The sequence below is a fragment of the Pantoea sp. EKM101V genome (assembly GCF_011800325.1).
Lineage (GTDB): Bacteria > Pseudomonadota > Gammaproteobacteria > Enterobacterales > Enterobacteriaceae > Pantoea > Pantoea anthophila.
On record NZ_JAALFP010000001.1, the window covers coordinates 671207 to 695544 of the forward strand.

A 24338-nucleotide genomic window follows, 5' to 3' on the forward strand; every position below is an offset into this window, starting at 1 on the left:
AATATCGCTTTTGTGATCGCTGATAAACAATCACTCCGCAAAAGGCCCGAAGAGTGCCCTGTTTTAGCGCAGCCTGCCTCGCAACGGTGCAGGATGAGGCGCAGAGTATTCAGCGAGAGAGGGTGCCGACATGCCAGGATTTAACAGAATCTTTTCATTTAAGCGGGCAGATCGACGTCTGGCCTGATTATTTTTTATGCGGAAAAATAAAATGAAAACGATTTCTTCTGTATTATTCCCGATGTGATTATTGGCAGCGAAATAACCTTTAAAATAAAGATGAACAGATATTACTACGCAGACTAATGGTTAGAATAAAACCCTTATCGCTTATTTGCGTTAATGCCTTATCCATAATTTAATCAGCGGGAATGATGATTTAAAAACATACAAAATGCCGGGAATAGAAAAGCAACAACCACCAATTAAACACTGATAATCATCACTTTTTTATTAAATAAAATAAAACCCATCAGAAGGAATTCTTATTGCATCCGAATTTAATCGTCTTTCAGACACGCATTTTCCTTTACTGAATATGCATATCACATTTTGTTACTTTTATTGCGCTTTGTAATTTTAACTTTTTGTGTCATTTTCTTTTCTCCCCGCAACCGGGGCATAATAATTAATGAATACAGGGTAATGAATAGATGATGAAGCGCACTTTACTGGCGGCTGTCATGCCGTTACTGCTCGGCCTCTCTTCAGTGCAGGCCGCAGAAATTTATAACAAGGATGGAAATAAGCTGGATCTGGTCGGCAAGATTAACGTGTCGCACCTCTTTTCTGACGACGATAAGAACAACGGTGATACCTCCTCTTATTCCCGCCTGGGTTTTAAAGGCGAAACAAAGATTACCGATCAGCTGACCGGCTACGGTTTCTGGCAGTATCAGTACAGCCTGCACAACTCAGAAGGCAGCGATGCGCAGAGCGGCAACCGTACCCGCCTGGGTTACGCTGGCCTGAAGTTTGGCGAAGCCGGTGCGCTGGATTATGGACGTAACTACGGCCTGGTGTATGACGCGCTGAGTTACACCGATATGCTGCCCTTCTTTGGCGGCGATTCCGGCTACACCGACGCCTTCCTCTCTGGCCGCTCAACCGGCGTGCTGACCTGGCGTAACAGCGATTTCTTTGGCCTGGTTCAGGGATTAAACGTTGCCGCGCAGTATCAGGGTAAAAACGATCGCAGCGCTAACACCGACGGCGTTCGTCGTTCTAACGGCGATGGCTTTGCCCTCTCTGCCTCTTATGACTTCGATTTCGGCCTGAGCTTCGCCGGCGCCTTTGCCAGCCTGGATCGCACAACGGCGCAGAACGCCGCCCCACGCGGTGAAGGCGAAAAAGCGCAGCACTGGGCGACCTCAGTGAAATATGATGCGAACCAGGTTTATCTGGCCGCGATGTATGGTGAAACCCTGAACGCCACGCCGATCACCAACGGTTTCGCAAACAAGGCGCAGAACTTTGAAGCCGTTGCTCAGTATCAGTTCCTGAATGGTTTCCGTCCGTCTGTGGGTTACGTCTCATCGAAAGGTAAAGAGATTGAGAATATCGGCGACGCCGACATTGTCAAATACACCGCGGTGGGTGCGACCTACTACTTCAACAAGAATATGTCGGTCTATGGCGAATACCGCATCAACCTGTTGAAAGACAACAACCCGCTTAAACTGGCCACGGATGATATTACGGCCGTGGGTCTGATCTATCAGTTCTGATGCCCGTGCGGCCCGGCACACGCTGCCGGGCCCGTTTTTTATCGCTGTGCCAGCTGAGCCTCCGGGTCTGGCTCAATAACGGAGACGGCGGCTTCCTGAATGAATCCCTCTGCATCCGCCGACGCCAGCAGCAGTGTAGCCTGCTCAGCCGGTATCGGACGACTGAAGAGATAGCCCTGACCGTAGTCACAACCGCGCTTTCTCAGCCATCTCAGCGTTGAGACATCCTCAATACCTTCTGCGGTAATGATGACGTTCAGCTCCTGACAGAGCGTCAGCAGGGTTTCCACCACCTTGCGCTGCTCCGACCCGGTGACGATCCCGGCAATAAACGACTGATCGATTTTGATTTTGGTAATCCCCAGCCCCAGCAGCACCGACAGGTTGGAGTAGCCGGTGCCAAAATCATCCAGCACGACCCCAATCCCCTCCTCCCTGAGGCGTCTGATCGCCTGACGGGCATCGTCGGAGATCGCCATCACGTTCTGTTCAGTGATTTCGAGCTCCAGCATCACCGGCCCGGCCTGCTGCATAATGGCGGAGAGGCAGTTGGTCAGCGCAGGTCTCAGCAGCTGCTCCGGGGTGATATTCAGCGACAGACCGAGCCCGGCAGGCCATGCCCGCGTGGCGCTGACGGCATCCTGCAGCAGCGCCACGGTCAGGCTGTCCATCAGCCCGAGCCGCTCCACCACGGGCAGAAACTGCGCGGGTGCCACCGTCTGACCGGAGGCGGTGATCCAGCGCGCCAGGATCTCAAACCCGGTGATGTTGCCGGTGCGCAGCGAAACCAGCGGCTGCAGGAAAGGCACGATGGCATGCCCGCTGACGGCGGCGGCGACCTCATGCTCCAGCTTCTCCCGCTGCAGGAAGCGCAGCGCCATATCTGGCGTGAAACGGGCCAGAGAGGCCTCTTTATTGCGCTTCGCCTCACAGAGCGCCAGATCGGCGGCCCGCACCACATCCTCCTGTCCCGGACAGTCAGAACTGGCAATACCGGCAGAGAGGTGCATAACGGTATGCGGCCCGGTGCGGATGGATGAGGCATGCTCACAGATCCTGCCGGCCTCCAGCAGCGCCTGCTCGGCCTGAGACGCCGCCACGACCAGGGCAAACTCATCGCCACCGATGCGAAACACCTGACTTTCCGTGCCAGCCGACGCGGTCAGCATCGACGCGAGCGCCACCAGGATAGTGTCCCCCTGACGATGGCCGTTGAGATCGTTGATAGTTTTGAAATCATCGATATTAAGCAGCGTCAGGGTATAGGGCATCCCACAGGCATCCAGCGCGGCGATATGCGCATTGAACGATCGGCGATTGAGTACGCCGGTCAGCGCATCGGTTCCGGCCAGCCTGAGCGCATTTTTTTCGGCCAGCAGCATTTTGCGGATCAGACCCGCAATCAGCAGCGCCGGAATCACCATCGCCAGCCCGGCGAAAGCGGTCGATGTCAGGATGAACCGTAAGCGTTCGCTGGTTTCAAAATCCAGGTTATAGCTCAGGCCGAGCAGATGAGCGAGGTGCGCCTCAAGCCCATATTCCCACAATGTGGAAAGTAAAAAGATGGTCGCAATATTCAGCATTGCGAGCCAGAAAAGTTTCAGGCGCATGCGTTAATTCCTGGTGATGAAAGGTGTCAGAGTGTTGTTTTAATTTTTCTGTAAAAAACCGGGGCGTGATGGTTAAACACGGTCTGCGCGTAGCTGACAATAATGACCCCTTTTGTTTTGCCTGGTACCAATCAGGCGTTATCACTGGCTGTGTGACAGTGAGGCAGAGGATCGCTCCTGACCGGCAGGGGCAGAACTGATCACTCATACCAGTCAGGGATCTATCGGCAGCGGCGGGCGTTTTAACAGGTCCGACCGGATAAATTAATCCCCCTGCGGGGTTTCTTCCCGGCAAGTCACTGAATAGCACGGCAATAAATAGTGCTCAATTTAGTTAATAGCAACCCTCCAGAATTGCCGCTGACGGCCGATACCGTCTTAACTAATGACCCCTTCCGGAAAAACACATGAAAATCTCAACGCGTCTGAGTGCAGGTTTTGGTTTACTGATTTTGCTGTTAGTTATCTGTGCTGGCACAGCGATTCACGCCCTGGACAGTGCCCGCGATGGCATGAACGAGGTGGTGAATGTGCGGCTGAAAAAGTATCAGACGGTGCTCGATATGCGGGGCGGCGTCCGTGATATGGCGATTGCCGTGCGCAACCTTGCCCTGCTGACCGATCCGAAGGCGATGCAGCCTGAGTGGGAACGCCTGCAGAAACAGCGGGCGCTTTACATCAGCAACCGCGAAGCGCTGGCACGCATGATGCAAACGGACGCCGGGCAGGCCGGGCGGGAAGCGATGGAGCGGATTGAGTCCAGCGAGGGTGCGGCCCTCTCCACGCTGATGACGGCGGGGAAACTGGGGCTGGAAAACCGTCAGCAGGAGGTCACAGATTATCTGTTAAACGTCGCGCGACCGGCACAGCAAAGCCTGCTGAAGGCGATAAACGATCTGACCGAGCTTGAGATGCGCAGCAGCCAGGAGACCGTCGTGGAGAATGGCAACAGCATTGGTCGCACCACCCGCATACTGATGATCCTGACGGTCATCTCCCTGCTGGCGGCGGTCGCCACCTGCACATTCATTGTGCGGATGCTGATGCGCCAGCTGGGCGGCGAACCGATCCAGGCGCAGACGCTGGCGGCAGCGATCGCGGCCGGTGATCTCACCTCGCCGGTCACGCTGCGGACGGGTGACACGACAAGCCTGCTCGCCTCACTGAACAGCATGCAGACACACCTGCGCAGCATGGTCACGCAGATTAAAGACGCCTCGGCGTCGGTTGCGCTGGCGGCCGATGAGATTTCCCAGGGTAACACGGAACTCTCTTCACGCACCGAAGAGCAGGCCGCGGCCCTGCAGGAAACCGCAGCCAGTATGGAGCAGCTGACCGCCACGGTGAAAAGTAATGCCGCAGGCGCGCAGCAGACAGCGGGTTCTGCGCGCGAGGCGGCCATGCTGGCCCATGACGGCGAAGCGGATGTGCATCGTCTGGCGCAGACCATGCAGGAGATTTCGCTGAGTGCGGTCCGGGTCCGGGATATCACCGCGGTGATTGAAGGGATCGCCTTCCAGACCAATATTCTGGCGCTCAACGCCGCCGTGGAAGCGGCGCGCGCCGGTGAAGAGGGTCGCGGATTTGCGGTCGTTGCCGGTGAGGTCCGTTCACTGGCCCAGCGCAGCGCCACAGCAGCCCGTGACATCAAACAGCTGATTGAGCAGGCCGTGACGCAGGTCGAAGGCGGTGTGAGCGTCGCGGCGGGAACGGGTGAACGTATTCTGAAGATTGTCAGCCGCGTCGGTGAACTGGCCGATGCGATGGACAACCTCTCACTCTCCTCCAGCGAGCAGATGCAGGGTATCTCTCAGGTCAGCGTTGCGGTAAGTCAGATGGATGGGGTTACCCAGAACAACGCCGCGCTGGTGGAGGAGTCCTCGTCAGCCTCGCAGTCACTGCTGGCCCAGGCGCGCGATCTGCGCGGCATGGTCGAGACCTTCACGGTTTAACGCTCTCCGGCAGACCACGCCGCGCCGAACGTGTCGGGTGGAGACGTGCTGAACGCGCAGCCGCTTCAGCACGTTGTGCACCCGGCGTGGCTGCCGGTTGGGTTGACTTCAATTTAATTTGACTCAATACTGGTTTGCCTTTCCATCCGGGGGCAACGGAACCGGTTTCTTCCCGCCGCAACGGCCCCCGACAGAGCGGGAGCCTGACAGCGTAAAGCGAGGCGGCCGCCAGGGTTGCCGACCCGGAGCAACCGCGGTGCCCTTACAGCGGAGACGCATCAGGATGCCGCCCCCCACCCCCGACTCAGAATGAGTAAACATATGAACGATGAAACCACGGGGATCTGTGAAACGCCGCCTGGCGCAGCACCGGAAACGATCGATCAGTTTCTCTGCTTTGCGCTCTACTCCGCCTCCCTCGCGATGACGAAACTGTATCAGTCACGGCTGAAGCCGCTGGGGCTGACCTATCCGCAGTATCTGGTGCTGCTGGTGCTGTGGGAAAAAGATCGCCTGACCGTTTCCGAAATCGGGGCGCGCGTCCGGCTCGACTCCGGCACGCTCAGTCAGCTTCTTAAGCGGCTGGAGAGTGCGGGCGTGATCTGCCGCCAGCGTGATACCGGCCAGGATGAGCGCCGGGTATGGGTCTCCCTGACCGAGCAGGGCCACCAGCTTAAAGTGACGGCGGCGGGCGTGCCGGCAGATATGATTTCGGTGATGGACACGGCATGCCATGAGCTCGTCGATCTGACAGCCCAGGTCGCTACACTGCGGGACAAATTAGTGAAGGCGTTACCATGATGGCCGCACACATCAGGGCGGCGGCCAGCTTGTGTATGCGGCATCGCCTCAGCAGACCGCTTTCAGAAAATATTGATCAACACTGTTGCGCGGGGGTCGCCTTTGAGCACGAATAAACCGGTCGACATGGATGAGGTGCATGCCGTGGTCGGCCACGCGGTCGCCAGCCTGCTGAAGTCTGGCCAGCCTGCGGGCGCGGAGGAGATCCTGGCGTTTCTCCGGCAGCAGGAGGCGCGCTCCGTCAACGGCCAGAGAGATATCTATACCCATGCATTACGGGTGGTGATGGCCATCGTGCGCTGACAGACGCACTGCCGGACGACAGGCTGACGGGATGCAGGCCCTGCCGGGCCGCTGTTGCGGCGGACTGTTCAGCCCGCCTTTTATGCGCGACTACTCGCCGTGTGCCGCCCGGGCAACCTCACGCACAGCGCTCTCGACCCGCTCCGAATCTTTCTGAATGCTGACGATAACCTCGCCCGCCTCACGCATCAGGCTCACTCCCTGACCGGTACTCGCCAGCGACGTTTCAATGCCGCGCAGCACCTCTCGCGCCAGTTCGTTATTGCCCGCCACAACCCGTTCGATCTCCTCAGTCGCGCTGCTGACGCTGGCGGCCAGGGTGCGCACCTCGGCCGCGACGACGGCAAAACTGCGGCCCGAGGCGCCTGCCCGCGCCGCCTCAATGGCGGCATTGAGGGCGATCAGTCGGGTCTGCATAGCAAAACGCCGGATGGTTTCTACCATGCCATCGATGCTGGCAGACTGACTGTTGAGGCGCGAGACATCGGCCGACACAACGCCCATCTCCTGAGCGATCTGGCTGATCTTCTGAATGCTGTTTTCAATCACATTGGCCCCGGCCTGCGCACTGCCCCGCGTCTGAACCGCCATATTCCAGGCGTTCAGCGCCGCGTCATATTCCTGCTGATTACGCAGCACCTGCTCAGTCACATCGGTGGCGAACTTCACAATTTTGTCGAGCTGCCCGTCGCTGTTGAAGACCGGATTGTAGGTCGCCCTGAGCCAGAGCGGTTCGCCCCGCCGGTTGAGCCGGGGAAACTGCCCCGAAAAGAATTCACCCTGATTCAGCCGCGCCCAGAACTGACGGTACTCCTCGCTCCCTGAAAGTTCTGCTGAACAGAAAAGCCGGTGATGCTGTCCCACCACCTCCGCAGCCTGATAGCCGGTGGCCTGGAGAAAGTTGTCGTTTGCCTCCAGCACAATCCCGTCAGGGCTGAAAGCGATCATCGCCATCGAGCGGCTGATCGCATTAATGATGGATTCTTTCTCCAGCGACGACTGCATCCTCTCTGAGATATCGGCGGCGATCTTGATGATTTTGAACACCCGGCCGCGTCGATCGGTCACCGGAATATAGCTGGCCTCCAGCCAGACCGGGCGCATGCCGTTAGCCAGCCGCAGATATTTGTCGCTGAAGCTCTCCCCTGCCGCGAGGCGCTGCCAGAAACGCTGATATTCAGCCGAGTTCACCAGCGCAGGCGGACAGAACATGCGGTGATGCTGACCCACGATCTCCTCCGCCCGGTATCCCATCGTCGCCAGAAACAGCGGACTGGCCCGGCGGATAATGCCAGCCGGGGTGAACTCAATCACGGCCATGGCGCCGCCCAGCGACGTGAACGACGCGGCAGCGTGCAGGCCACGCTGACGGATAAAAGAGGGAAGCAGAGTTTTCAGTACATTCAGGCGCATCAGCAAATCCGAAAAGGAGTGGGAACTGCTGTAGTTATCGGCATTTTCCCGTCACGCCTTATCCATTGCTGCGATAGTTGCGGCTGATGATTGCAACATGATGTTACTGCTTTTCAGCCCCCGCCCGGCTCAGTCAGAGCAGCCGGGACACGCCGCCGCAGAGGCCGCGGAGGTGGTTACAGCGCCGTGCCGGGAGCCATCAGATCGAAGCGATCGTTCTGCGACACGTCATCCATCGGCATCGGTGGCGCAATCTTCAGGGTGATCCAGTTCGAGGTCACGCGCTGCTGTTTGCTGTCCTCCAGCGTTACCGACAGGCGATATTCGTTGCTGGCATCGGGTGACGGATCCCACTGCGGCAGGATCACACTCCAGCCCTGCGGATCGGCATTGTTGGCAGGCGGTGTCAGGCTCAGTGCCTGCGTATCGCCCTGCCAGCTCACCGCCCGGATAGCATAACTGGCGCGCACCTGCAGCTTCAGCGGCAGACTCTCGCCACTGCTGAGCTGCCAGGGCGGGGTCGCCAGAAAGACCGACAGGGTTTTACGCTGACGGAAGGCGAGCACCGGCGTCTCACTGCGGGTCACCGTATCGTAGCGGCTGCCGCGCAGCGAGTGCGCTTCAGCGACGTTATCGGCATCAAGCTGGCGGCGCAGCGCCACGCCGAAACGGTAGTTGAGCTTCAGACCCAGCTGATCCTGGCTCTCGCCGGCGCTGCTGGTTTTGTGGGTGGCGGAGAGCGTCACCAGAGGCACCGGCGTGTAGGAGAGACCAAACGACATGGCGGAAGGGTTGTGATAGCGGTTGCCGCTGTTAAACAGATCGACATTCTCCCCCAGATAGCGCTGATAGCTCACGGAGACGCCGAGCTGCCGGTAAAACGGCAGATAGCTCTGGCTGGTGATGTCATAGCCGCGCGCCATCCGCTGCTGCCGGGAATCGCTCAGGTTTTTCCAGCCGGAGAGAGGCTGATAGTAGTTGGCGGAGAGGCGCAGCGAATCGCTCCACGCCTCTGTGCCGACCGAGGCGCGCTGCAGGCCGCTGCTGAAGGTGCGGTCGACAAAGCCGTTGTAACCCAGCAGCCAGTTACCCGCCTCCCAGCGCTGGCCCAGTCCGGCATTGCCGACCAGCCCATCGTCAGTTTCGTGCAGGCCAAGCTGGCTGAAGGTGAGCAGGCTGTTTTCATCGGCCAGGGCGCTGAAGAGATCGCCGCCGGTGCCGGTGAAGTTTCCGTCCATGTCCACTTTCAGATCGAGCTGTGCAGTGCCGTAAGGCGACAGCAGCGACTGCCCTTCGCTCTCTACCCGTTCGGCCACCTCATCCCGCAGATGATTGAACGCCCAGATGCCCGCCTGCTGGCCAAACGTGACGTTGCTGTCGTTTTTGCTCGCCTCGCCGATACTTTTGGCGACGGCCGCCAGCTTTTTGCTCCACGCCTCATCCTGATCGCTGGCACTGCCGAGGGTCGGCAGGGCGTCGCTGTAGCGCGCGGGATCGTCGAATGGCGTCTCTGACACGGCGGTGTCGGTCTGAAACGCGTGCGCGGCGGGTATCGCGGAGAGCGACAGCGTGATTAAGGCGAGAAAACCCGTTTTCCGTATCATGTCACCTGGTAAATTGATTGATTCGTTGCTGCAACAAAAGCCAAATTATCAATCATTACCTTAACATATTGTGACGGCGATGCAGGACAGCAGCGGCAAAATGTGCATATAACAGAAAAGTCTGGCTGAAAAAGCCCGCCTGCGCGGCAGGCCAGCCGCATCCGACACCGTCAGGAGAAGATCAGCCCCCCATCCACATTAATGGTCTGACCGGTGATGTAGCGCGCATCCTCGGAGGCCAGAAAGGCCACCAGTCCGGCCACATCCTCCGGCTGTCCGGCGCGCTTCAGCGGAATGTTGTTGACCCACTCCGCCATCAGCTCACCTGTGCCGTAGGTTTTCTTTTCGCTGCTGAGGATCGCTCCCCAGACCCGATCGTTATAATCCCACATCTCACTCTCAATGATACCGGGACAAAAGGCGTTGACCGTGATGTTCCACGGGGCCAGCTCCAGCGCCAGGCTCTGCGTGATGCCAATCACCCCCATTTTGCTGGCGGCATAGTGCGGCGTGTAGATAAAGCCCTGCCGTCCCTGCCCCGACGAGGTGTTGATCAGGCTGCCGCTGCGCTGCGTCACCATATATTTTGCCGCTTCACGACAGCAGAGCCAGACGCCGGTGGTATTGACCGCCAGAATCCGCTCAAAGTCGCTTTTTGGCAGCGTATCGAACCGGTCAATGGTAATGACCCCCGCATTCTGGATCGACACATCTATCTGACCAAAGTGTTCGGCGGCCTGCTGATAGAGCTGCTGCACCGCGGCTTCATCGGTCACGTCAGCCTGCAGTGCCAGAATCTCACTGCCATACTGCTGCCGCAGCTGGTCGGCGGTGGCAAACACCCGGTCCGCGTTGGACACCATCACCAGCCGCGCCCCGTCGCGGGCGAACCGCGCGGCGATACCGGCTCCAATCCCCCGGCAGGCACCGGTGATCACGACAGTTTTTCCCTGCTGTTTTCCGTTCATCATTGCTCCTGTTACGTGTGACGCACATCAGTGAGGGGTGCCGGCTGCGGCTTTTTTTCATGGCGACGCAGCAGCACCACTTTGCTTTGCAGACGCTGCTGGAACTGATCAATCACCACGGCCGTGACAATCACCAGCCCTTTAATCACCATCTGCCAGAAATCGCTGACGCCCATCATCACCATGCCATCCGCCAGGAAGACGATAACGAAAGCGCCAATAATCGAGCCGGAGACGCGCCCGCGTCCCCCCGCCAGCGCGGTGCCGCCCAGTACGGTGGCCCCGATGGCGTCCATTTCAAACATGTTGCCGGTCATCGGGTGCGCGGTCTGCAGCTGAGACGCCACCACCAGCCCCACCAGCCCGGCGCAGAGGCCGGAAAAGGCGTAAACAAAGATTTTAACTTTGACGATCGGCACCCCTGCCAGCCGTGCGGCGGACTCGTTGCCGCCCGTGGCATAGATATAGCGCCCCAGCGGCGTTTTGCGCGTCAGGTAGAGTCCCAGCAGTAAAAAGCCGAGCATCAGCCAGATAGGCAGATAGACACCCAGCAGGGTGCCGGACCCCAGTACGGCAAAGCCGGTGTTACCCAGGGCAGGCAGCCCGACCAGATTGGCGTAGGTGCCGCCATCGTTAAACAGCAGCGCCGCGCCCCGCGCCACATACATCATGCCCAGGGTGCAGATAAAGGGCGCCACGCCCAGCCGGGTGATCACCGTGCCGTTAATCAGTCCGGCCAGGATGCCAAAGAGGGCTACCACCAGAATCACTTCGGGCACGTTCAGGAACAGCGTGTTGCCGCCCCATAGCGGAATGCCATTGGTCAGCAGCGCGCCCGCCACCATCCCGCAGATCCCGGCCACCGCGCCCACCGAGAGGTCTATGCCGCCGGTCAGGATCACCAGCGTCATCCCTATCGCCAGCAGCCCGGTGATCGCCACGTGCTGCGTCATGATCAGCAGGTTAGAGGGGGTAAGAAAGTTCGGTACCATCACGCTGAAAAAGCAGACCACGATCAGCAGCGCAATGAAGGTGCGCGCTTTGAGCAGGTACATGTAGAGCAGATATTTTTGGTTCATCAGATTCTCCGGCCCGCTTAATCCTGCGGGGTTGATGCCGCGATGAGGTGTTCGCGCGTGGCCGCTGCGCGGGGCAGATCGGCCGTTATCCGGCCATCGGCCATCACTAAAATCCGGTCCGCCAGTGCCATCACCTCATCCAGTTCGGAGGAGGAGAACATCACCGCCAGCCCCTGCTGCGCCAGATTGCCAATCAGGTGATAGACATCGGTCTTCGCGCCCACGTCGATCCCGCGTGTCGGCTCATCCAGCAGGACCACCTGCGGCCCGGTCATCAGCGCCTTACCCAGCACCACCTTCTGCTGATTACCGCCGCTCAGCGACGTGACCGGCAGGTCGGGATCGCTGACTTTGATCGCCAGATGGCCGATCATCTCACTGACCCGCTGCTGCTCGCGACGCGGGTTGAGCCGCCCCAGCGCCCGACGAAAGCCGCGCAGGCTGAAGTCCGAGAGCGTCATGTTGGCGGTGATCGACATCAGTTCAATCACCCCTTCGCCTTTGCGATCCTCCGGCACCAGCGCAATACCGCTTTTCAGCCGCTGCTGGAAGCTGCGTCTGGCCAGATCGCGGCCCGCCAGCCGCACCCGACCCGACTGGCAGGGCATCAGGCCAATCAGCCCTTTAAACAGTTCTGTCCGACCGGCGCCGAGCAGGCCATAGATGCCGATCACCTCCCCCTTGCGCAACGTAAAACTCACCGCATTCAGCCTGTAGCCTCCGTTCTGATGCAGGGCAGTCAGCTCCTCCACCTCCAGCACGGTTTCCCCCTGCGGGGCAGGCTGAAAGTCGAACTGTTTTTTCCGGTCGCCTACCATCTGCGCGATAATCCACGGCACGCTGGCGTCGCGCACCTCGCGCTCACTGATAAAGCGGCCATCGCGGAAAATCGTGATGTGATCGCCGATCTCCATCAGCTCCTCCAGCCGGTGGGAGATGTAGATAATGGTGACGCCGCGCCGCTTGAGCTGCTCAATGACGCTGAACAGCACTTTCACCTCCGACTGGCTGAGCGCGCTGGTCGGCTCGTCCATGATCAGCACCCGGGTATCCTTGGAGAGCGCCCGGGCGATCTCCACCAGCTGCTGATGACCGATACCCAGCTCACCCAGCGGCGCAAAGGGATCGACATCCAGCTGCAGCCGCTCCAGCAGCGACTTCGCCAGCGCATACTGATACTTCTCGTTGATCACCCCGCGCTGGAAAAACTCGTTGGCGATAAAGATGTTGTCCATGACGTTCATGTTGGGAAACAGGTTCAGCTCCTGAAAAATGATGCTGATCCCCTGTTTCTCCGCCTGCTGGGTGGAGTGAAGCGACACCGGCCGGCCATCCAGCAGAATCTCGCCCGATGAAGGGGTCTCCACGCCGGCCAGCATCTTCATCATGGTGGACTTCCCGGCGCCGTTCTCGCCGATCAGGACATTGACTTTGTTGCGGTAAACCCGGTAGTTGACCTGATCGAGTGCGGTTACGCCGGGGTAAAGACGCGACAGGTTGCGCGTTTCAATAATCACATCGCCGGGCTGTTGAGGTTGCTGCATCTGCCGCTCCTTATTGCCGGGAAATGGCGGCCGGGGTGATATCCGGCAGCTGTTGCGGAATGTCCCAGCTGCTGAACACGCCGGTCACCTTCACCTTATCGCCCACCTTCGGCGCGAACTGCTGCATCATCTGCGAGGCGTGCTGATTAATCGCCTTGCCGAAGTCACCGAACAGCACCTGGTCGTTAAAATCCTGATAACCTGCGCCCCGGTAGCCATCACGCAGCGCGGTGCCACGAATGATCGGCCCGATCTGAATAGTGACACTGTCACCTGATTCATCTTTTACGGTCATCTTTCCGCTGCGTGAGGTGGTGTTGACTGCCGTCACATCGCCCTGTACCGAGACGCTGAAGATGCAGGGATTCTCCGCCTGAGTGCGATAGCCGTCGGTCTGACAGGCAGTGTCAAAATCTTTGGCTGACCGCATTGAGGTCAGCAGCGCTGACACGGGCCGCGCCTCCGCCTGGAGCTGCGGCACTAGCTTCTGCTGCCAGAGCTGGTCAATATCAGCCATCTTCGGGTTAGGGGGATTTTTCAGGTCAGCCAGCTCCTGCTGCGACACAATTCGGCAGCCACTCAGCAGCGTGACCACCAGCGTCAGCCAGACTTTTCGGGACATCTTCTTCTCCCAGGCGCCCGCCAGCGCAGGCGCGGCAGCGGTTAATTACGACTTGTAGTTGAAGTCCTGAACGCCTTTGGCATTCTCCGGGGTGATCAGAATGCCGCGGAACATCACCCGCTGTTTTTCCGGCTTCACGCCCTTCTGAATGAAGTTGTCGAGATCGGTCACCCCTTCGGCGGCAATCGCCTGCGCCTGCAACATGACGGTGGCTTTCAGCGTGCCGGCTTTCACCGCGTCGCGTTCGTCGTTGCTGCCGTCAATTCCCACCACAATCACGTCGTCACGCCCCGCCGCTTTCAGTGCCGCAATCGCCCCCAGCGCCACCGGACCGTTGCCGCAGATAACCCCTTTTACATCCGGGTGCGCCTGCAGGATGCTGTCCATGATGCGCTTGCCGTCGATCAGCGTGCCTTTGGCATCCTGACGCGCCACGCTCTGCATGTCGGGATATTGATCCAGCACCTGATGGAACGATTTCGAGCGTGTCACGCAGTTGTTATCCGCCAGGTTGCAGGCGAGTTCGGCGTACTTACCCTTTTCACCCATCTTTTCCACGAAGACGTTGGCCACGTCTGAGCCGGCCTGAAAGTTGTTGTGGGTGATCTGGGCCAGCGCCACGTCATCTACCGGAATTTCACGGTTGATCAGCACCACCGGGATCCCGGCATCTTTGGCTTTTTTAATGGCCGCCACGCTGGCAGTGGAGTCAGCGTTATCGAGCACGATACCCTGCACTTTTTTACCAATCGCGGCGTCGATCAGTTCGCTCTGCTTCTTCACATCCTCACCATGCGACAGCACGGTGGTTTTGTAGCCCAGTTCCTGCGCTTTGAGATTGGCCCCTTTGGCCTCTGACGCGTAATAGGGGTTATCGAGTGAGTTAACCAGGATCATAATGGTGCCTTTTTCGGCGGCAAACGCCGCCTGTGAAACCAGACAGGCAGCCACGGCACTACACAGCAGGGTACGGTTTTTCATGATGTTCTCGCTTATCGTTATGTCAGGGTGTTCATTCCCGGGTGTCAGCGTGGCGTTACCAGATCGTGAAGCCCCCATCGATCATCAGGTCCGCGCCGGTAATCATGTCGCTGCCGTTGCTGGCGAAAAAGAGCACGGCGGCGGCGATCTCGTCGGTGTAGGCAAAGCGTCCCAGCGGGATCAGCTTTTTCATCTGCTCGCCCTTCTCGCCGCGCCACGCTTTTTCGCCCATTGGCGTCAGCACCACGGTGGGCGACAGGGTGTTTACGTTGATACGATGCGGGGCAAACTCTTTCGCCATGACTTTGGTCATGCCGAGCAGGCCCGCTTTGGCTGAGGTGTAGGCGACATGGTTGTCGATAGCGATCGAGGCAGCCTGCGAGGCGATATTGATAATTTTGCCGCCCGCACCCGCCCGGATCATCAGTCGTGCAGCCGCCTGTGAGCAGAGAAAAGGCCCGGTGAGGTTGACGGCGATCTGCTTCTGCCACTCGGCAAAGTCTGTCTCCACCACCGGCTGCAGCATCACGTAGCCTGCGCAGTTCACCAGAATGTCGATGCGGCCATAGTGGGCAGCCACCGTCTCAAAGGCGGCGTCGACAGAGGCGGGGTCGGTGACGTCACAGCAGACAAACCGGACCCGGTCGGCGGCAAAGTCCTTCTGCAGACTGGCAACCTTCTCCGCTTCAAACGGCGGATAGAGCAGTGCCAGACGCGCCCCCTTCTCCAGCAGCATGCCGTTGGTGGCCATCGCAATCCCGCCCAGCCCGCCGGTCACGACGGCCACTTTGTCACCCAGATTCAGGGCAGTATCCACGCCGTAGCGCAGGTTTACGTCATATTCACCACTCATCCCACTCTTCCCCTCAGATTTTTGCTGATGCCGTTGGCTTACTCATTTTCGAACAAAAATATATGCTATCGAAAAGAAATGATATGTGGAGCAGATCAAATTTCGACCATCTCACAGCCCGCGCCGCTTATCTGATTGAAAAGGCGTGATCTGGCTTGCAGTTGTGAAATAAAGCCTGACAGGCGCGTTCCGGAAAGCGTGCGAGATTCAACAACCTGTCTGCTTTTTATTTTCATTCGAAAATCAATGACGCGCCGGGCCATCTCGCATTCAGAAAAAGGGCGCGTTAAACTCAGCCACAAAGAGCCTGTTTGCCCGACCCGTCAGGTCACTGGAAAAGGGAGCATTTCGATTGAAAAGCAAAAGTGAGCAGTTCGCTGACATGCAGCAACGCCGCGAGAAAATTCTGGAGATGATCCGTGAGGATGGCACCGTCACGGTTAAAGCCCTGACGGAGACCTTTGGGCTGACGGAGGCCACCCTGCGCAGCGACCTGCGTATGCTGCAAAAACAGGGGTTTGTACAGCGCTATCACGGCGGCGCGACCCTGATGACCGGTAAACAGAACAGCGGTGCAATGCTGCTGGAGCGGCAGACACATCTGGAAGAGAAAGAGGCAATTGGCCGACTGGCGGCGCAGCACATCGAAAATGGCGATACGGTGATTTTCGATTCCGGCACCACCACCACGGCCATCACTGATGCCCTCAGCCATATCCGGCGTCTCTCCGTGGTAACGACCGCCGTGAATATCGCCCTGAAGCTGGGTGGCGAGCCGGGGATCAACATCCTGCTCACCGGGGGCACCTTTAAATTTCCGACGCTCTCCACCTCTGGCGAAAAAGCGGCCAGTTTCTTTGAGAACGTGCTGGCTGAAAAACTCTTTCTGGCCACCGCCTGCATTTCGCCGCGTCTCGGCCTGAGCTTCCCCAGTGAAACCGACATCAAGGTAAAACTGGCGATGATCAAATCGGCCAGCACGGTTTACGTGGTCGCCGATTCGAGCAAAATCGACAAAGTATCGATGTTTGCGCTGCCCTGCGACTGGAGCCACATTCACTATCTGATTACCGACAGCGGCATCAGCGCCGCTCAGGTCAGCGCGTTCGAAGCGCTGGGCGTGAAAGTGCTGGTGGCCCCTCTACCCATGAAGCGGGCGATGTAACGGATTAGCACGCAGCGTTTTGAGCTAAAGAAAGCACCGCCGTCAGCCGGGCAGGTAAGGCCTGCCTGAAGAGCAAAGTGTGCGAGCCAGGGAGGGCGAGCCCAATCCGCAGGGAGGCGGGAATCCTTTGCGATCAGGCAGGCCTTTCCTGCACGACGCACCGCTCTCACAGCCTGCCCCTGCTGCACGACGCCCCGCCCTCACAGCCCGCTCCAGCCTGCGCCTGCTGCACGCACAACGCCCTGCGCCTGCAAATCTGCCCGGTAAAACCGCACGACGTCCCCCACCATCAGCAGCGACGGCGACACCGGCTGCGCCTGCGCCACCGTCTCCGCCAGCCCGCCCAGGGTGGTGATCAGCACCCGCTGATCCGGCCGGGTCCCCTTCTCGATAATCGCCACCGGCGTCTCCCTGTCGCGCCCGTGCGCCTGGAGCTGCGCACTGATCGAGGCACTCCAGCTCAGCCCCATATAGAACACCAGCGTCTCATTCACCGCCGCCAGCGCAGCCGCATCCAGCTGCGGCTCGCCCAGCCGCCCATGCCCGGTAATCAACCGCAACGACTGTGCGCAATCCCGGTGCGTTAACGGGATGCCGCTGGCCGCCGCACAGCCCACCGCCGCGGTGATCCCCGGCACCACCTCACAACGGATTCCGGCCTGCTGCAGGCTCACCATCTCCTCGCCACCGCGACCAAAAATAAAGGGATCGCCGCCTTTCAGCCGGATCACGTTGCGCCCGCTGCGCGCCAGATCCACCAGCAGCTGGTTGATCTGCGCCTGCTTCAGACCATGCGCGCCCGGCTGCTTGCCCACGTCAATCGACAACGCGCTCTCCGGCACCTCCGCCATCACCGCGTCGCTCACCAGCCGGTCATACACCACCACCTCCGCACGCTGCAGCAACCGCAATGCCTTCACCGTCAGCAGATCCACATCACCCGGCCCGGCACCAACCAGCCAGACCCTGCCCGCCTGCCCGCCCGCACCGGCCGGAGCCAGTAACTTATCCAGAGAATCAATTGCCCGCGTCATCATTCCTCCACCACCACGTCAGACAACAACAGCTGCTTCAGCTCCGGAATACAGGAGCCGCACTGTGTGCCGCACTTCAGCCTCTCGCCCAGCGCCTGAGTCGACCGGCACCCCTGCGCCATCGCCTGCAAAATCGCCTGCTCACCCACCGCCATACAGCTGCAGATTATCCGGCCCGTCGCCCTGCCCTCTGCGGCCCGACCGGCCAGCACGCTGTGCCGCCCGGCCGCATCCTGCGGGGCAGTCAGGAAGGCCGCCGCGACAAACGCACTCTCCAGCGCCGGCTGCGCTGTGCCGGCGTAAAACGCCAGCTGCAACGCGCCGTCGCGCCAGGCCAGCAGCCGGTAATCACTGCCGCTGCCGGTGGCGACCTGCAGCTCACAACCGGTCAGATCCGCATGACCGGCCAGCCACGCCTGCGGCGAACCCTCGCCCGCCACCGCAAACCGCTGCACCGCCGGATAGGGCACGCGCGCCCAGTAACGCAATCCGGCGGGCGGTGTCATCCCGCGCTGCCAAAGCCAGCCCTGCCACTTCACCGCCAGCGGCAGGATGCGCACGGGCGTCTGCTTCAGCGCAGGCTGCCCGGAAAAAGGGCAGGCCCGGGCGGCAACCAGCATGTCGACGTGCCCCTGCTGACTGAACTGCCGGTTCCAGTGCATCGGCACAAACAGCTCGCCACGCCGCATCCCGGCATCCGCACGCACCCGCACGCTGATCCAGCCCTGCTGCGACTGCACCCGCGCCAGCCCGCCCGGCGTCACACCATACTGCACGGCATCCGCCGGATGCAGTGCCGCAAACGGCTCATCACAATGCTGCATCAGGCGCGGCACCAGCCCGGTCCGGGTCATGGTATGCCACTGGTCGCGCACCCGGCCGCTGTTCATCAGCAGCGGATAAGCCGCATCACGCGGCACAGCGTGCGGCGTTGCCGGCACCCGTAGCTGCGCTTTACCGTCCGGATGATAAAAGCGCCGATCGCTGAACAGCCGGGCGCAGCCCCGGGGGTGGTCAGCGTTTACCGGCCACTGCACCGGATGCAGCGCGTCGTACTCCGCCTGACTCAGCTGCGCCAGCCCGCTGATATCGAATGCCCGCTGCCCCCCGTTCTCAAAACCGGACAGCGCAGCATGTTCGCGGAAGATCTCCGACGGATGCTGCCAGTTAAACCCCTCACTGAACCCTAACCGCTGCGCCACCTGAGCCAGCAGCCACCAGTCTGGCCGGGTATCACCCGGTGCGCTGACGAAAGCGCGCTGACGTGAAATCCGCCGCTCTGAGTTGGTCACGGTGCCACTCTTCTCGCCCCAGCCCTGGGCAGGCAGCATGATATCGGCAAAGGCGCTGGTGTCAGTCTGCGCCATCACATCGGACACAATCACCAGCGGACAGGCCGCCAGCGCCTGCGCCACCCGATTGCCCTCAGGCATCGACACCGCCGGGTTGGTCCCCATTATCCACACCGCTTTCACGCTGCCCTCCCCGATCGCCCTGAACAGTTCCAGCGCGGTCAGCCCCGGCTGGCGGGCTATCACCGGACTGCGCCAGAAACGCTGCACCCGGTCGCAATCTTCTGCGGTAAACGTCATGTGCGCCGCCAGCTGGTTCGCCAGCCCGCCCACCTCGCGGCCACCCATGGCATTTGGCTGTCCGGTCAGCGAAAAGGGACCGCAGCCCGGGCGGCCTATTTTGCCGCTCAGCAGATGCAGATTGAGGATGGCCTGATTGTTGTCGCTGCCGGTGACGGACTGATTGATCCCCATACACCAGAGCGTCAGCACCCGATCGTGCTCACTGAACAGACGGAAAAAGTGCGTCACCTGCTGCACGGTTAAATCGCACTCCACCGCCACCCGAACCACATCCCACGCCGCCGCCGCGGCCAGCGTCTCTGAGACGCCGTTGAGGTGCGGCAGCATGCTGGCATCCAGGCCCTTCGTCTGTGCCAGCCAGTGCAGCAGGCCGGAAAACAGCACCGCATCGCTGCCGGGACGCAGCGGCAGGTGCAGATCAGCCTGATCGCCGCTCGCGGTCCGGCGCGGGTCCAGCACCACGATGCGCATCGCCGGACGCTGCTGCTTCGCCTGCATCAGCCGCTGCCAGACGACCGGGTGCGCCCAGGCGGCGTTAGAGCCGACCAGCAGCACCAGATCGGCCTGCTCCAGATCCTCATAACAGCAGGGCACAGCGTCCGCGCCCAGCGCCCGCTTATATCCCACCACGGCGGACGCCATACAGAGCCGCGAATTGGTGTCGATGTTGGCGGCGCCGATGTAGCCCTTCATCAGTTTATTGGCGACGTAGTAATCCTCGGTCAGCAGCTGACCGGAGCCGTAAAACGCTACCGCCTCCGGCCCATAGCGATCGATCACCGCGCGCAGCCCCGCCGCCGCCGCATCCAGCGCGGATGTCAGGCTGACCGGCTGGCCGTCGACCCTGGCCGTCAGCAACCGGCCTTCCGGGGTCAGCGTCTCGCCCAGCGCCGCGCCCTTGACGCATAACCGGCCCAGGCTGGCAGGATGGTGCGGATCGCCGGTGACAACGGCCTGCTGCGAACCCTGCGGCGTGACGCAGACGCCACAGCCCACGCCACAATAGGGACAGGTGCTGTTCATGATGCCTGCGCCAGCGGGTTAAGCGGACGGTTTGCCAGCCAGATCTGCCCCGCTTCCAGCTTCACCGGCCAGCAGCGCAGCTGATGCTGCGGGTTATCCAGGCTCTGTCCGTCACGCAGCCGCACCCGCTGTTTATAGAGCGGGGAGATCACCACCGGTTCGCCGCCCACATCGCCCAGAATCCCGCGCGACAGCACGCTGGCATCGCTGCCGGGCTCGCGATCCTCCAGCGCATAGAGCGTCTCGCCAAAGCGGAACAGGGCCACCCGTTCGCTGCCGAGGCGCGCACCGATCCCCGCCTGAGGCGGAATCGCCTCCAGCGTACAGATGGCACTCCACGGCTCGGCGGGCAGCTGTAACAGCGGCCGCGCGGCCACCGCTTCAGGCTGACGCTGACCGCGCACCCGGCTGTAGTGCAGCGTCTCATCCGGCTGCGCGCTGTTGAGGGTTGGGGTGAACAGCGCCAGGCGCGACGGGTCCGCCAGCGTGGTCTGCCACTCGCACTGGTAAGCGTCGACCACCTGCTGCATCTCCGCCTCCAGCGTCGCGCCCAGCCCGAGGCTATCCTCGATGATCACCTGCCGCAGATAGTCCAGACCGCCCTCCAGATTGTCCATCCAGACGCTGGTACGCTGCAGACGATCGGCGGTACGGATATAGAACATCAGCAGGCGATCCACATAGCGCAACAGCGTGGCATCATCGAGATCGCTGGCGAAGAGGTCGGCGTGACGCGGCTTCATGCCGCCATTGCCGCAGACGTAGAGGTTCCAGCCCTTGTCAGTGGCGATCACCCCGATATCCTTGCTCTGCGCCTCGGCGCATTCGCGGGTGCAGCCGGAGACCGCCATCTTGATCTTGTGCGGCGCGCGCAGTCCCTTGTAGCGGTTCTCCAGGGCGATAGCGAAGGCGGTCGAGTCCTGCACGCCATAGCGGCACCAGGTCGATCCGACGCAGGACTTCACGGTGCGCAGCGACTTGCCATAGGCGTGACCGGTTTCAAACCCGGCGTCGAGCAGCGTCTGCCAGATGTCGGGCAGCTGGTCGAGCCGCGCGCCAAACAGATCGATACGCTGGCCGCCGGTGATTTTGGTGTAGAGATCGTAGCGCGCCGCCACCTCACCAATGGCAATCAGCCCCTGCGGCGTGATTTCGCCCCCCGGCACGCGCGGCACGACGGAGTAGGTGCCATCTTTCTGGATGTTGGCGAAGTAGCGATCGTTGGTGTCCTGCAACGGCAGATGCGCCGGTCTGAGCAGGTAGTCGTTCCAGCAGGAAGCGAGCAGCGATGCCACCAGCGGTTTGCACACTTCGCAGCCCTGGCCTTTGCCGTGAGACGCCAGCAGCGCATCGAAGGTTCTGAACTCCCCCGCCCGCACCAGGTGATACAGCTCCTGACGCGAATAGCTGAAATGGTCGCAGACATCCTTCTTCACCTCTACGCCGAGGTTTTCCAGTTCATACTCCATGACCTGCTTCACCAGTGCCGCGCAGCCGCCGCAGCCGGTGGCGGCTCGGGTGCAGCTTTTGATACTGCTCATCTCCCCGCATCCGGCCTGAACCGCCGCACAGATATCGCCCTTGCTGACGTTGTGGCAGGAGCAGACCTGCGCACTGTCGGGCAGCGCCGCGACGCCGGGCGCTTTCGTCGCACCGCCCAGCGCAGGCAGGATCAGGCTTTCCGGGGTTGCGGGCAGCGGCAATGCATTGAGCATCATCTGCAGCAGCGAGGTGTACTCACTGCTGTCGCCCACCAGCACGCCCCCCAGCAGCCGGGTGTTATCCGCGGAGACCACGATCTTTTTGTAGATGCCTTTAGGGCCATCACTCCAGTAATAGTGCTGGCTGCCCGGCGTGCGCCCGTGCGCGTCGCCGAACGACGCCACCTCCACCCCCAGCAGCTTCAGTTTTGTGCTCATGTCGGCACCGCTGAAGGCCGCAGGCTCTCCAGCCAGATGTCCGGCAAGCACCCGTGCCATCTGGTAACCGGGGGCGACCAGCCCGAAAATCTGCCCGTTCCACAAGGCGCATTCGCCAATGGCAAAGATCGCCGCATCGCTGGTCTGGCAGCTGTCGTTAATTTCAATGCCGCCGCGGGGGCCGAGCGTCAGGCCCGCCTCCCGCGCCAGCTCATCCCGCGGCCGGATACCGGCGGAGAAGAGCACCAGATCGGTGGGCAGCGCGCTGCCGTCGGCAAACCGCAGCACCACGCTGCCGTCCGGCTGCGGCTCAATGATGTTGGTCTGCTTCGAGGTGTGAACCGTGACGCCCAGCGCATCGATCTTCTGGCGCAGCATCAGCGCCCCGCCCTCATCCAGCTGCACCGCCATCAGCCGTGGCGCAAACTCCACCACGTGGGTTTCCAGCCCGAGCTGCTTCAGGGCGTTCGCTGCCTCCAGACCGAGCAGGCCGCCGCCAATCACCACACCGCGCTGACTGTGGCGGGCGCAGGCTGCGATCGCATCCAGATCGTCCAGGGTGCGGTAGACAAAGCAGCGGTCGCCATCGTGGCCCGGCACCGGCGGCACAAACGCGCGTGAACCGGTTGCCAGCACCAGCCTGTCCCACGCCAGCTCATTGCCCGCGCTGTCGCGCAGGCTGCGCTGCGCCCGATCGATTGCCACCACCTGACAGCCGCTGCGCAGTTCAATCCCCTGCAGGGCAAAAAAGTCTGCGCTGACCAGCGACAGCGCGTCCGCCGCTTTGCCGCTGAAGTAGTCGGAGAGATGAACCCGATCGTACGCCGGCTGCAACTCCTCGCCGTACACCACGATGTGGTAGTGCTGATGCAGCTGGCGGGCAACGAGTTGCTCAAGAAAGTAGTGACTGACCATACCGTGACCGACCACGGCTAATACGGGTTTACTCATCTCAGGACTCTCTGCAGCCTGCGGCTGCGGTTCAGGTTGATCGGGGTCGAACAGGGCGTTAAGCGTGACCGCCTCGCCCCGCTGCAGACGCGCCAGCAGTGCCGGGCCCTGCCGGGTGTCGCCAGAGAGCAGCACCCCGCGCAGGCGGCCCTGGCGAAGAAACAGACGGCGATAGTCGCCGGAAAGCGGATCGAAACTGTGGAGGGATTCCCCCTCACTGATATCCCCGGCGCTGAACAGCGAAATGCCGCTGACTTTGAGCCGGGTCGCCAGCGGCTGACTGACGAAATCGGGCTGCGGCGATCCCGCCAGCTGCGCGGCCAGAATCTCAGCCTGCGCCAGGCAGGGGGCCACCAGCCCCAGGGTTTCACCCTGGTGTTCACAACACTCGCCCACGGCATACACCCCGCTGACCGCGCTGCGCAGCTGGCCATCGACCAGAATGCCGCGCTGACAGGGCAGCCCCGCCGCCCTGGCCAGCGTCACCTCCGGCTCAACGCCGATGGCGATCACCACCTGACGAGCGGCGCAGCGCTGGCCATCCGTCAGCGTCACATCTGCTTTGCCGATGGCCGCAATGCCGCTGTTCAGCAGACAGCGGATACCGCGCTGCTCCAGAGCCGCCTGTAACAGCCCGCCCGCCTGTGCATCCAGCTGGCGATCCAGCAGCCAGGGCTTGTGATGAACCAGCGTCACCGCCCGTCCCCGGGCGCGCAGCGCCGCCGCGGCTTCAATTCCGAGATAGCCGCCACCCAGCACCACGACCGGCCCCTCACCCGCCAGCAGCTGCCGGACATCTGCAATACTGCGAAACGTCACGACGTTATCGCCCTCAATGCCGGGGATCGCAGGACGGCGCGGCCGTGAGCCGGTGGCAAACACCAGCCGATCCCAGCCGAGCCGGCGCTGACAGGTCTGCAGCGTGCGGGCCGCCAGATCGATCTGCAGCACGGTTTCACCGCTCAGCAGCGTGACGCCGTGCCGCTGATACCAGTCAGGGTCATGGATCAGGGTTTCATCGAACACCATTTCCCCGGCCAGCACCGGCGAGAGCAGCACGCGGTTGTAGTTGCCGTGCGGCTCGCGGCCAATGACCGTGATAGCAAAGCGCTGCGGCGCACGCTGCACCAGCCGCTCCACCATCTGCATCCCTGCCATGCCATTGCCTATCACCAGCAACCGTTGCCTCATGGT

General features: G+C 61.1%; 17 protein-coding genes. 5 read left to right on the top strand and 12 right to left on the bottom strand.

Annotation, left to right across the window (positions count from 1 at the left end; genetic code table 11):
* The first annotated feature begins 653 nt into the window (after window positions 1–653).
* A complete protein-coding gene (locus HFD92_RS03290) occupies window positions 654–1727 on the top strand; it encodes a porin (RefSeq protein WP_276558942.1) in 1074 nt (357 codons plus the stop codon).
* A 38-nt stretch (window positions 1728–1765) separates the two neighbouring features.
* Here HFD92_RS03290 and HFD92_RS03295 read toward each other — a convergent pair whose 3' ends face one another.
* Entirely contained in the window at window positions 1766–3337 is a 1572-nt protein-coding gene (locus HFD92_RS03295) for a bifunctional diguanylate cyclase/phosphodiesterase (RefSeq protein ID WP_167428276.1), read from the bottom strand.
* Between the two features lie 407 nt (window positions 3338–3744).
* On the opposite strand from HFD92_RS03295, the gene HFD92_RS03300 reads away from it, so the two are divergent.
* From HFD92_RS03300 to HFD92_RS03310, 3 genes are all read left to right on the top strand, one after another.
* On the top strand, window positions 3745–5289 hold the full coding sequence (locus HFD92_RS03300; protein WP_046101708.1) for a methyl-accepting chemotaxis protein: 1545 nt from the start codon (window positions 3745–3747) through the stop codon (window positions 5287–5289).
* A gap of 321 nt (window positions 5290–5610) precedes the next feature.
* A complete protein-coding gene (locus HFD92_RS03305) occupies window positions 5611–6090 on the top strand; it encodes a MarR family winged helix-turn-helix transcriptional regulator (RefSeq protein WP_255461685.1) in 480 nt (159 codons plus the stop codon).
* Between the two features lie 102 nt (window positions 6091–6192).
* Window positions 6193–6393: a hypothetical protein gene (locus HFD92_RS03310; RefSeq protein ID WP_046101707.1), complete on the top strand. Its 201-nt coding sequence runs from the start codon at window positions 6193–6195 to the stop codon at window positions 6391–6393.
* Between the two features lie 90 nt (window positions 6394–6483).
* Here the strand turns inward: HFD92_RS03310 and HFD92_RS03315 are convergent, their stop codons facing one another.
* The 8 genes from HFD92_RS03315 to HFD92_RS03350 all read right to left on the bottom strand — a co-directional run bounded on the left by HFD92_RS03315 (window position 6484) and on the right by HFD92_RS03350 (window position 15457).
* Window positions 6484–7806: a PAS domain-containing methyl-accepting chemotaxis protein gene (locus HFD92_RS03315; protein WP_167428277.1), complete on the bottom strand. Its 1323-nt coding sequence runs from the start codon at window positions 7804–7806 to the stop codon at window positions 6484–6486.
* Between the two features lie 176 nt (window positions 7807–7982).
* Window positions 7983–9410: a YchO/YchP family invasin gene (locus HFD92_RS03320; RefSeq protein WP_167428278.1), complete on the bottom strand. Its 1428-nt coding sequence runs from the start codon at window positions 9408–9410 to the stop codon at window positions 7983–7985.
* A 170-nt stretch (window positions 9411–9580) separates the two neighbouring features.
* Entirely contained in the window at window positions 9581–10378 is a 798-nt protein-coding gene (locus HFD92_RS03325) for an SDR family oxidoreductase (RefSeq protein WP_167428345.1), read from the bottom strand.
* Between the two features lie 11 nt (window positions 10379–10389).
* Complete coding sequence (locus tag HFD92_RS03330) at window positions 10390–11457, bottom strand: ABC transporter permease (protein WP_167428279.1); 1068 nt, start codon at window positions 11455–11457, stop codon at window positions 10390–10392.
* A gap of 17 nt (window positions 11458–11474) precedes the next feature.
* The gene (locus HFD92_RS03335; RefSeq protein WP_150030006.1) at window positions 11475–13001 is read right to left on the bottom strand and encodes a sugar ABC transporter ATP-binding protein; all 1527 of its coding nucleotides are present in this window, start codon (window positions 12999–13001) and stop codon (window positions 11475–11477) included.
* Between the two features lie 10 nt (window positions 13002–13011).
* The gene (locus tag HFD92_RS03340) at window positions 13012–13623 is read right to left on the bottom strand and encodes a DUF2291 family protein (RefSeq protein WP_167428280.1); all 612 of its coding nucleotides are present in this window, start codon (window positions 13621–13623) and stop codon (window positions 13012–13014) included.
* Window positions 13624–13668: 45 nt separating this feature from the next.
* The gene (locus HFD92_RS03345; protein WP_046101702.1) at window positions 13669–14604 is read right to left on the bottom strand and encodes a D-ribose ABC transporter substrate-binding protein; all 936 of its coding nucleotides are present in this window, start codon (window positions 14602–14604) and stop codon (window positions 13669–13671) included.
* Window positions 14605–14659: 55 nt separating this feature from the next.
* Window positions 14660–15457, bottom strand: coding sequence for a GolD/DthD family dehydrogenase (locus HFD92_RS03350; RefSeq protein ID WP_167428281.1), 798 nt, complete (start codon window positions 15455–15457; stop codon window positions 14660–14662).
* Window positions 15458–15809: 352 nt separating this feature from the next.
* Between HFD92_RS03350 and HFD92_RS03355 the strand changes: the two genes are divergently transcribed.
* Window positions 15810–16622, top strand: a complete 813-nt coding sequence (locus HFD92_RS03355; RefSeq protein WP_111207471.1) for a DeoR/GlpR family DNA-binding transcription regulator — start codon at window positions 15810–15812, stop codon at window positions 16620–16622.
* A gap of 200 nt (window positions 16623–16822) precedes the next feature.
* Here HFD92_RS03355 and cobA read toward each other — a convergent pair whose 3' ends face one another.
* The 3 genes from cobA to nirB are packed head-to-tail and all read right to left on the bottom strand — an operon-like array spanning window position 16823 to window position 24335.
* Window positions 16823–17656: a uroporphyrinogen-III C-methyltransferase gene (gene cobA, locus HFD92_RS03360; protein WP_167428346.1), complete on the bottom strand. Its 834-nt coding sequence runs from the start codon at window positions 17654–17656 to the stop codon at window positions 16823–16825.
* Window positions 17656–20274, bottom strand: a complete 2619-nt coding sequence (locus HFD92_RS03365) for a nitrate reductase (RefSeq protein ID WP_167428282.1) — start codon at window positions 20272–20274, stop codon at window positions 17656–17658. The genes cobA and HFD92_RS03365 overlap by 1 nt, the downstream gene beginning before the upstream one ends.
* A complete protein-coding gene (gene nirB, locus HFD92_RS03370) occupies window positions 20271–24335 on the bottom strand; it encodes a nitrite reductase large subunit NirB (RefSeq protein ID WP_167428283.1) in 4065 nt (1354 codons plus the stop codon). Before nirB ends, HFD92_RS03365 begins: the two co-directional genes overlap by 4 nt.
* Between the last annotated feature and the right edge of the window lie 3 nt (window positions 24336–24338).

Excerpts from the sequence above, each read along its gene's own strand:
- HFD92_RS03325 (WP_167428345.1), bottom strand. The coding sequence starts at position 10,378 with ATGAACGGAAAACAGCAGGGAAAAACTGTCGTGATCACCGGTGCCTGC.
- HFD92_RS03295 (WP_167428276.1), bottom strand. The coding sequence starts at position 3,337 with ATGCGCCTGAAACTTTTCTGGCTCGCAATGCTGAATATTGCGACCATC.
- HFD92_RS03290 (WP_276558942.1), top strand. The coding sequence starts at position 654 with ATGATGAAGCGCACTTTACTGGCGGCTGTCATGCCGTTACTGCTCGGC.
- HFD92_RS03320 (WP_167428278.1), bottom strand. The coding sequence starts at position 9,410 with ATGATACGGAAAACGGGTTTTCTCGCCTTAATCACGCTGTCGCTCTCC.
- HFD92_RS03335 (WP_150030006.1), bottom strand. The coding sequence starts at position 13,001 with ATGCAGCAACCTCAACAGCCCGGCGATGTGATTATTGAAACGCGCAAC.
- HFD92_RS03340 (WP_167428280.1), bottom strand. The coding sequence starts at position 13,623 with ATGTCCCGAAAAGTCTGGCTGACGCTGGTGGTCACGCTGCTGAGTGGC.
- HFD92_RS03300 (WP_046101708.1), top strand. The coding sequence starts at position 3,745 with ATGAAAATCTCAACGCGTCTGAGTGCAGGTTTTGGTTTACTGATTTTG.
- HFD92_RS03365 (WP_167428282.1), bottom strand. The coding sequence starts at position 20,274 with ATGAACAGCACCTGTCCCTATTGTGGCGTGGGCTGTGGCGTCTGCGTC.
- HFD92_RS03315 (WP_167428277.1), bottom strand. The coding sequence starts at position 7,806 with ATGCGCCTGAATGTACTGAAAACTCTGCTTCCCTCTTTTATCCGTCAG.
- cobA (WP_167428346.1), bottom strand. The coding sequence starts at position 17,656 with ATGACGCGGGCAATTGATTCTCTGGATAAGTTACTGGCTCCGGCCGGT.
- HFD92_RS03350 (WP_167428281.1), bottom strand. The coding sequence starts at position 15,457 with ATGAGTGGTGAATATGACGTAAACCTGCGCTACGGCGTGGATACTGCC.
- nirB (WP_167428283.1), bottom strand. The coding sequence starts at position 24,335 with ATGAGGCAACGGTTGCTGGTGATAGGCAATGGCATGGCAGGGATGCAG.
- HFD92_RS03345 (WP_046101702.1), bottom strand. The coding sequence starts at position 14,604 with ATGAAAAACCGTACCCTGCTGTGTAGTGCCGTGGCTGCCTGTCTGGTT.
- HFD92_RS03330 (WP_167428279.1), bottom strand. The coding sequence starts at position 11,457 with ATGAACCAAAAATATCTGCTCTACATGTACCTGCTCAAAGCGCGCACC.
- HFD92_RS03305 (WP_255461685.1), top strand. The coding sequence starts at position 5,611 with ATGAACGATGAAACCACGGGGATCTGTGAAACGCCGCCTGGCGCAGCA.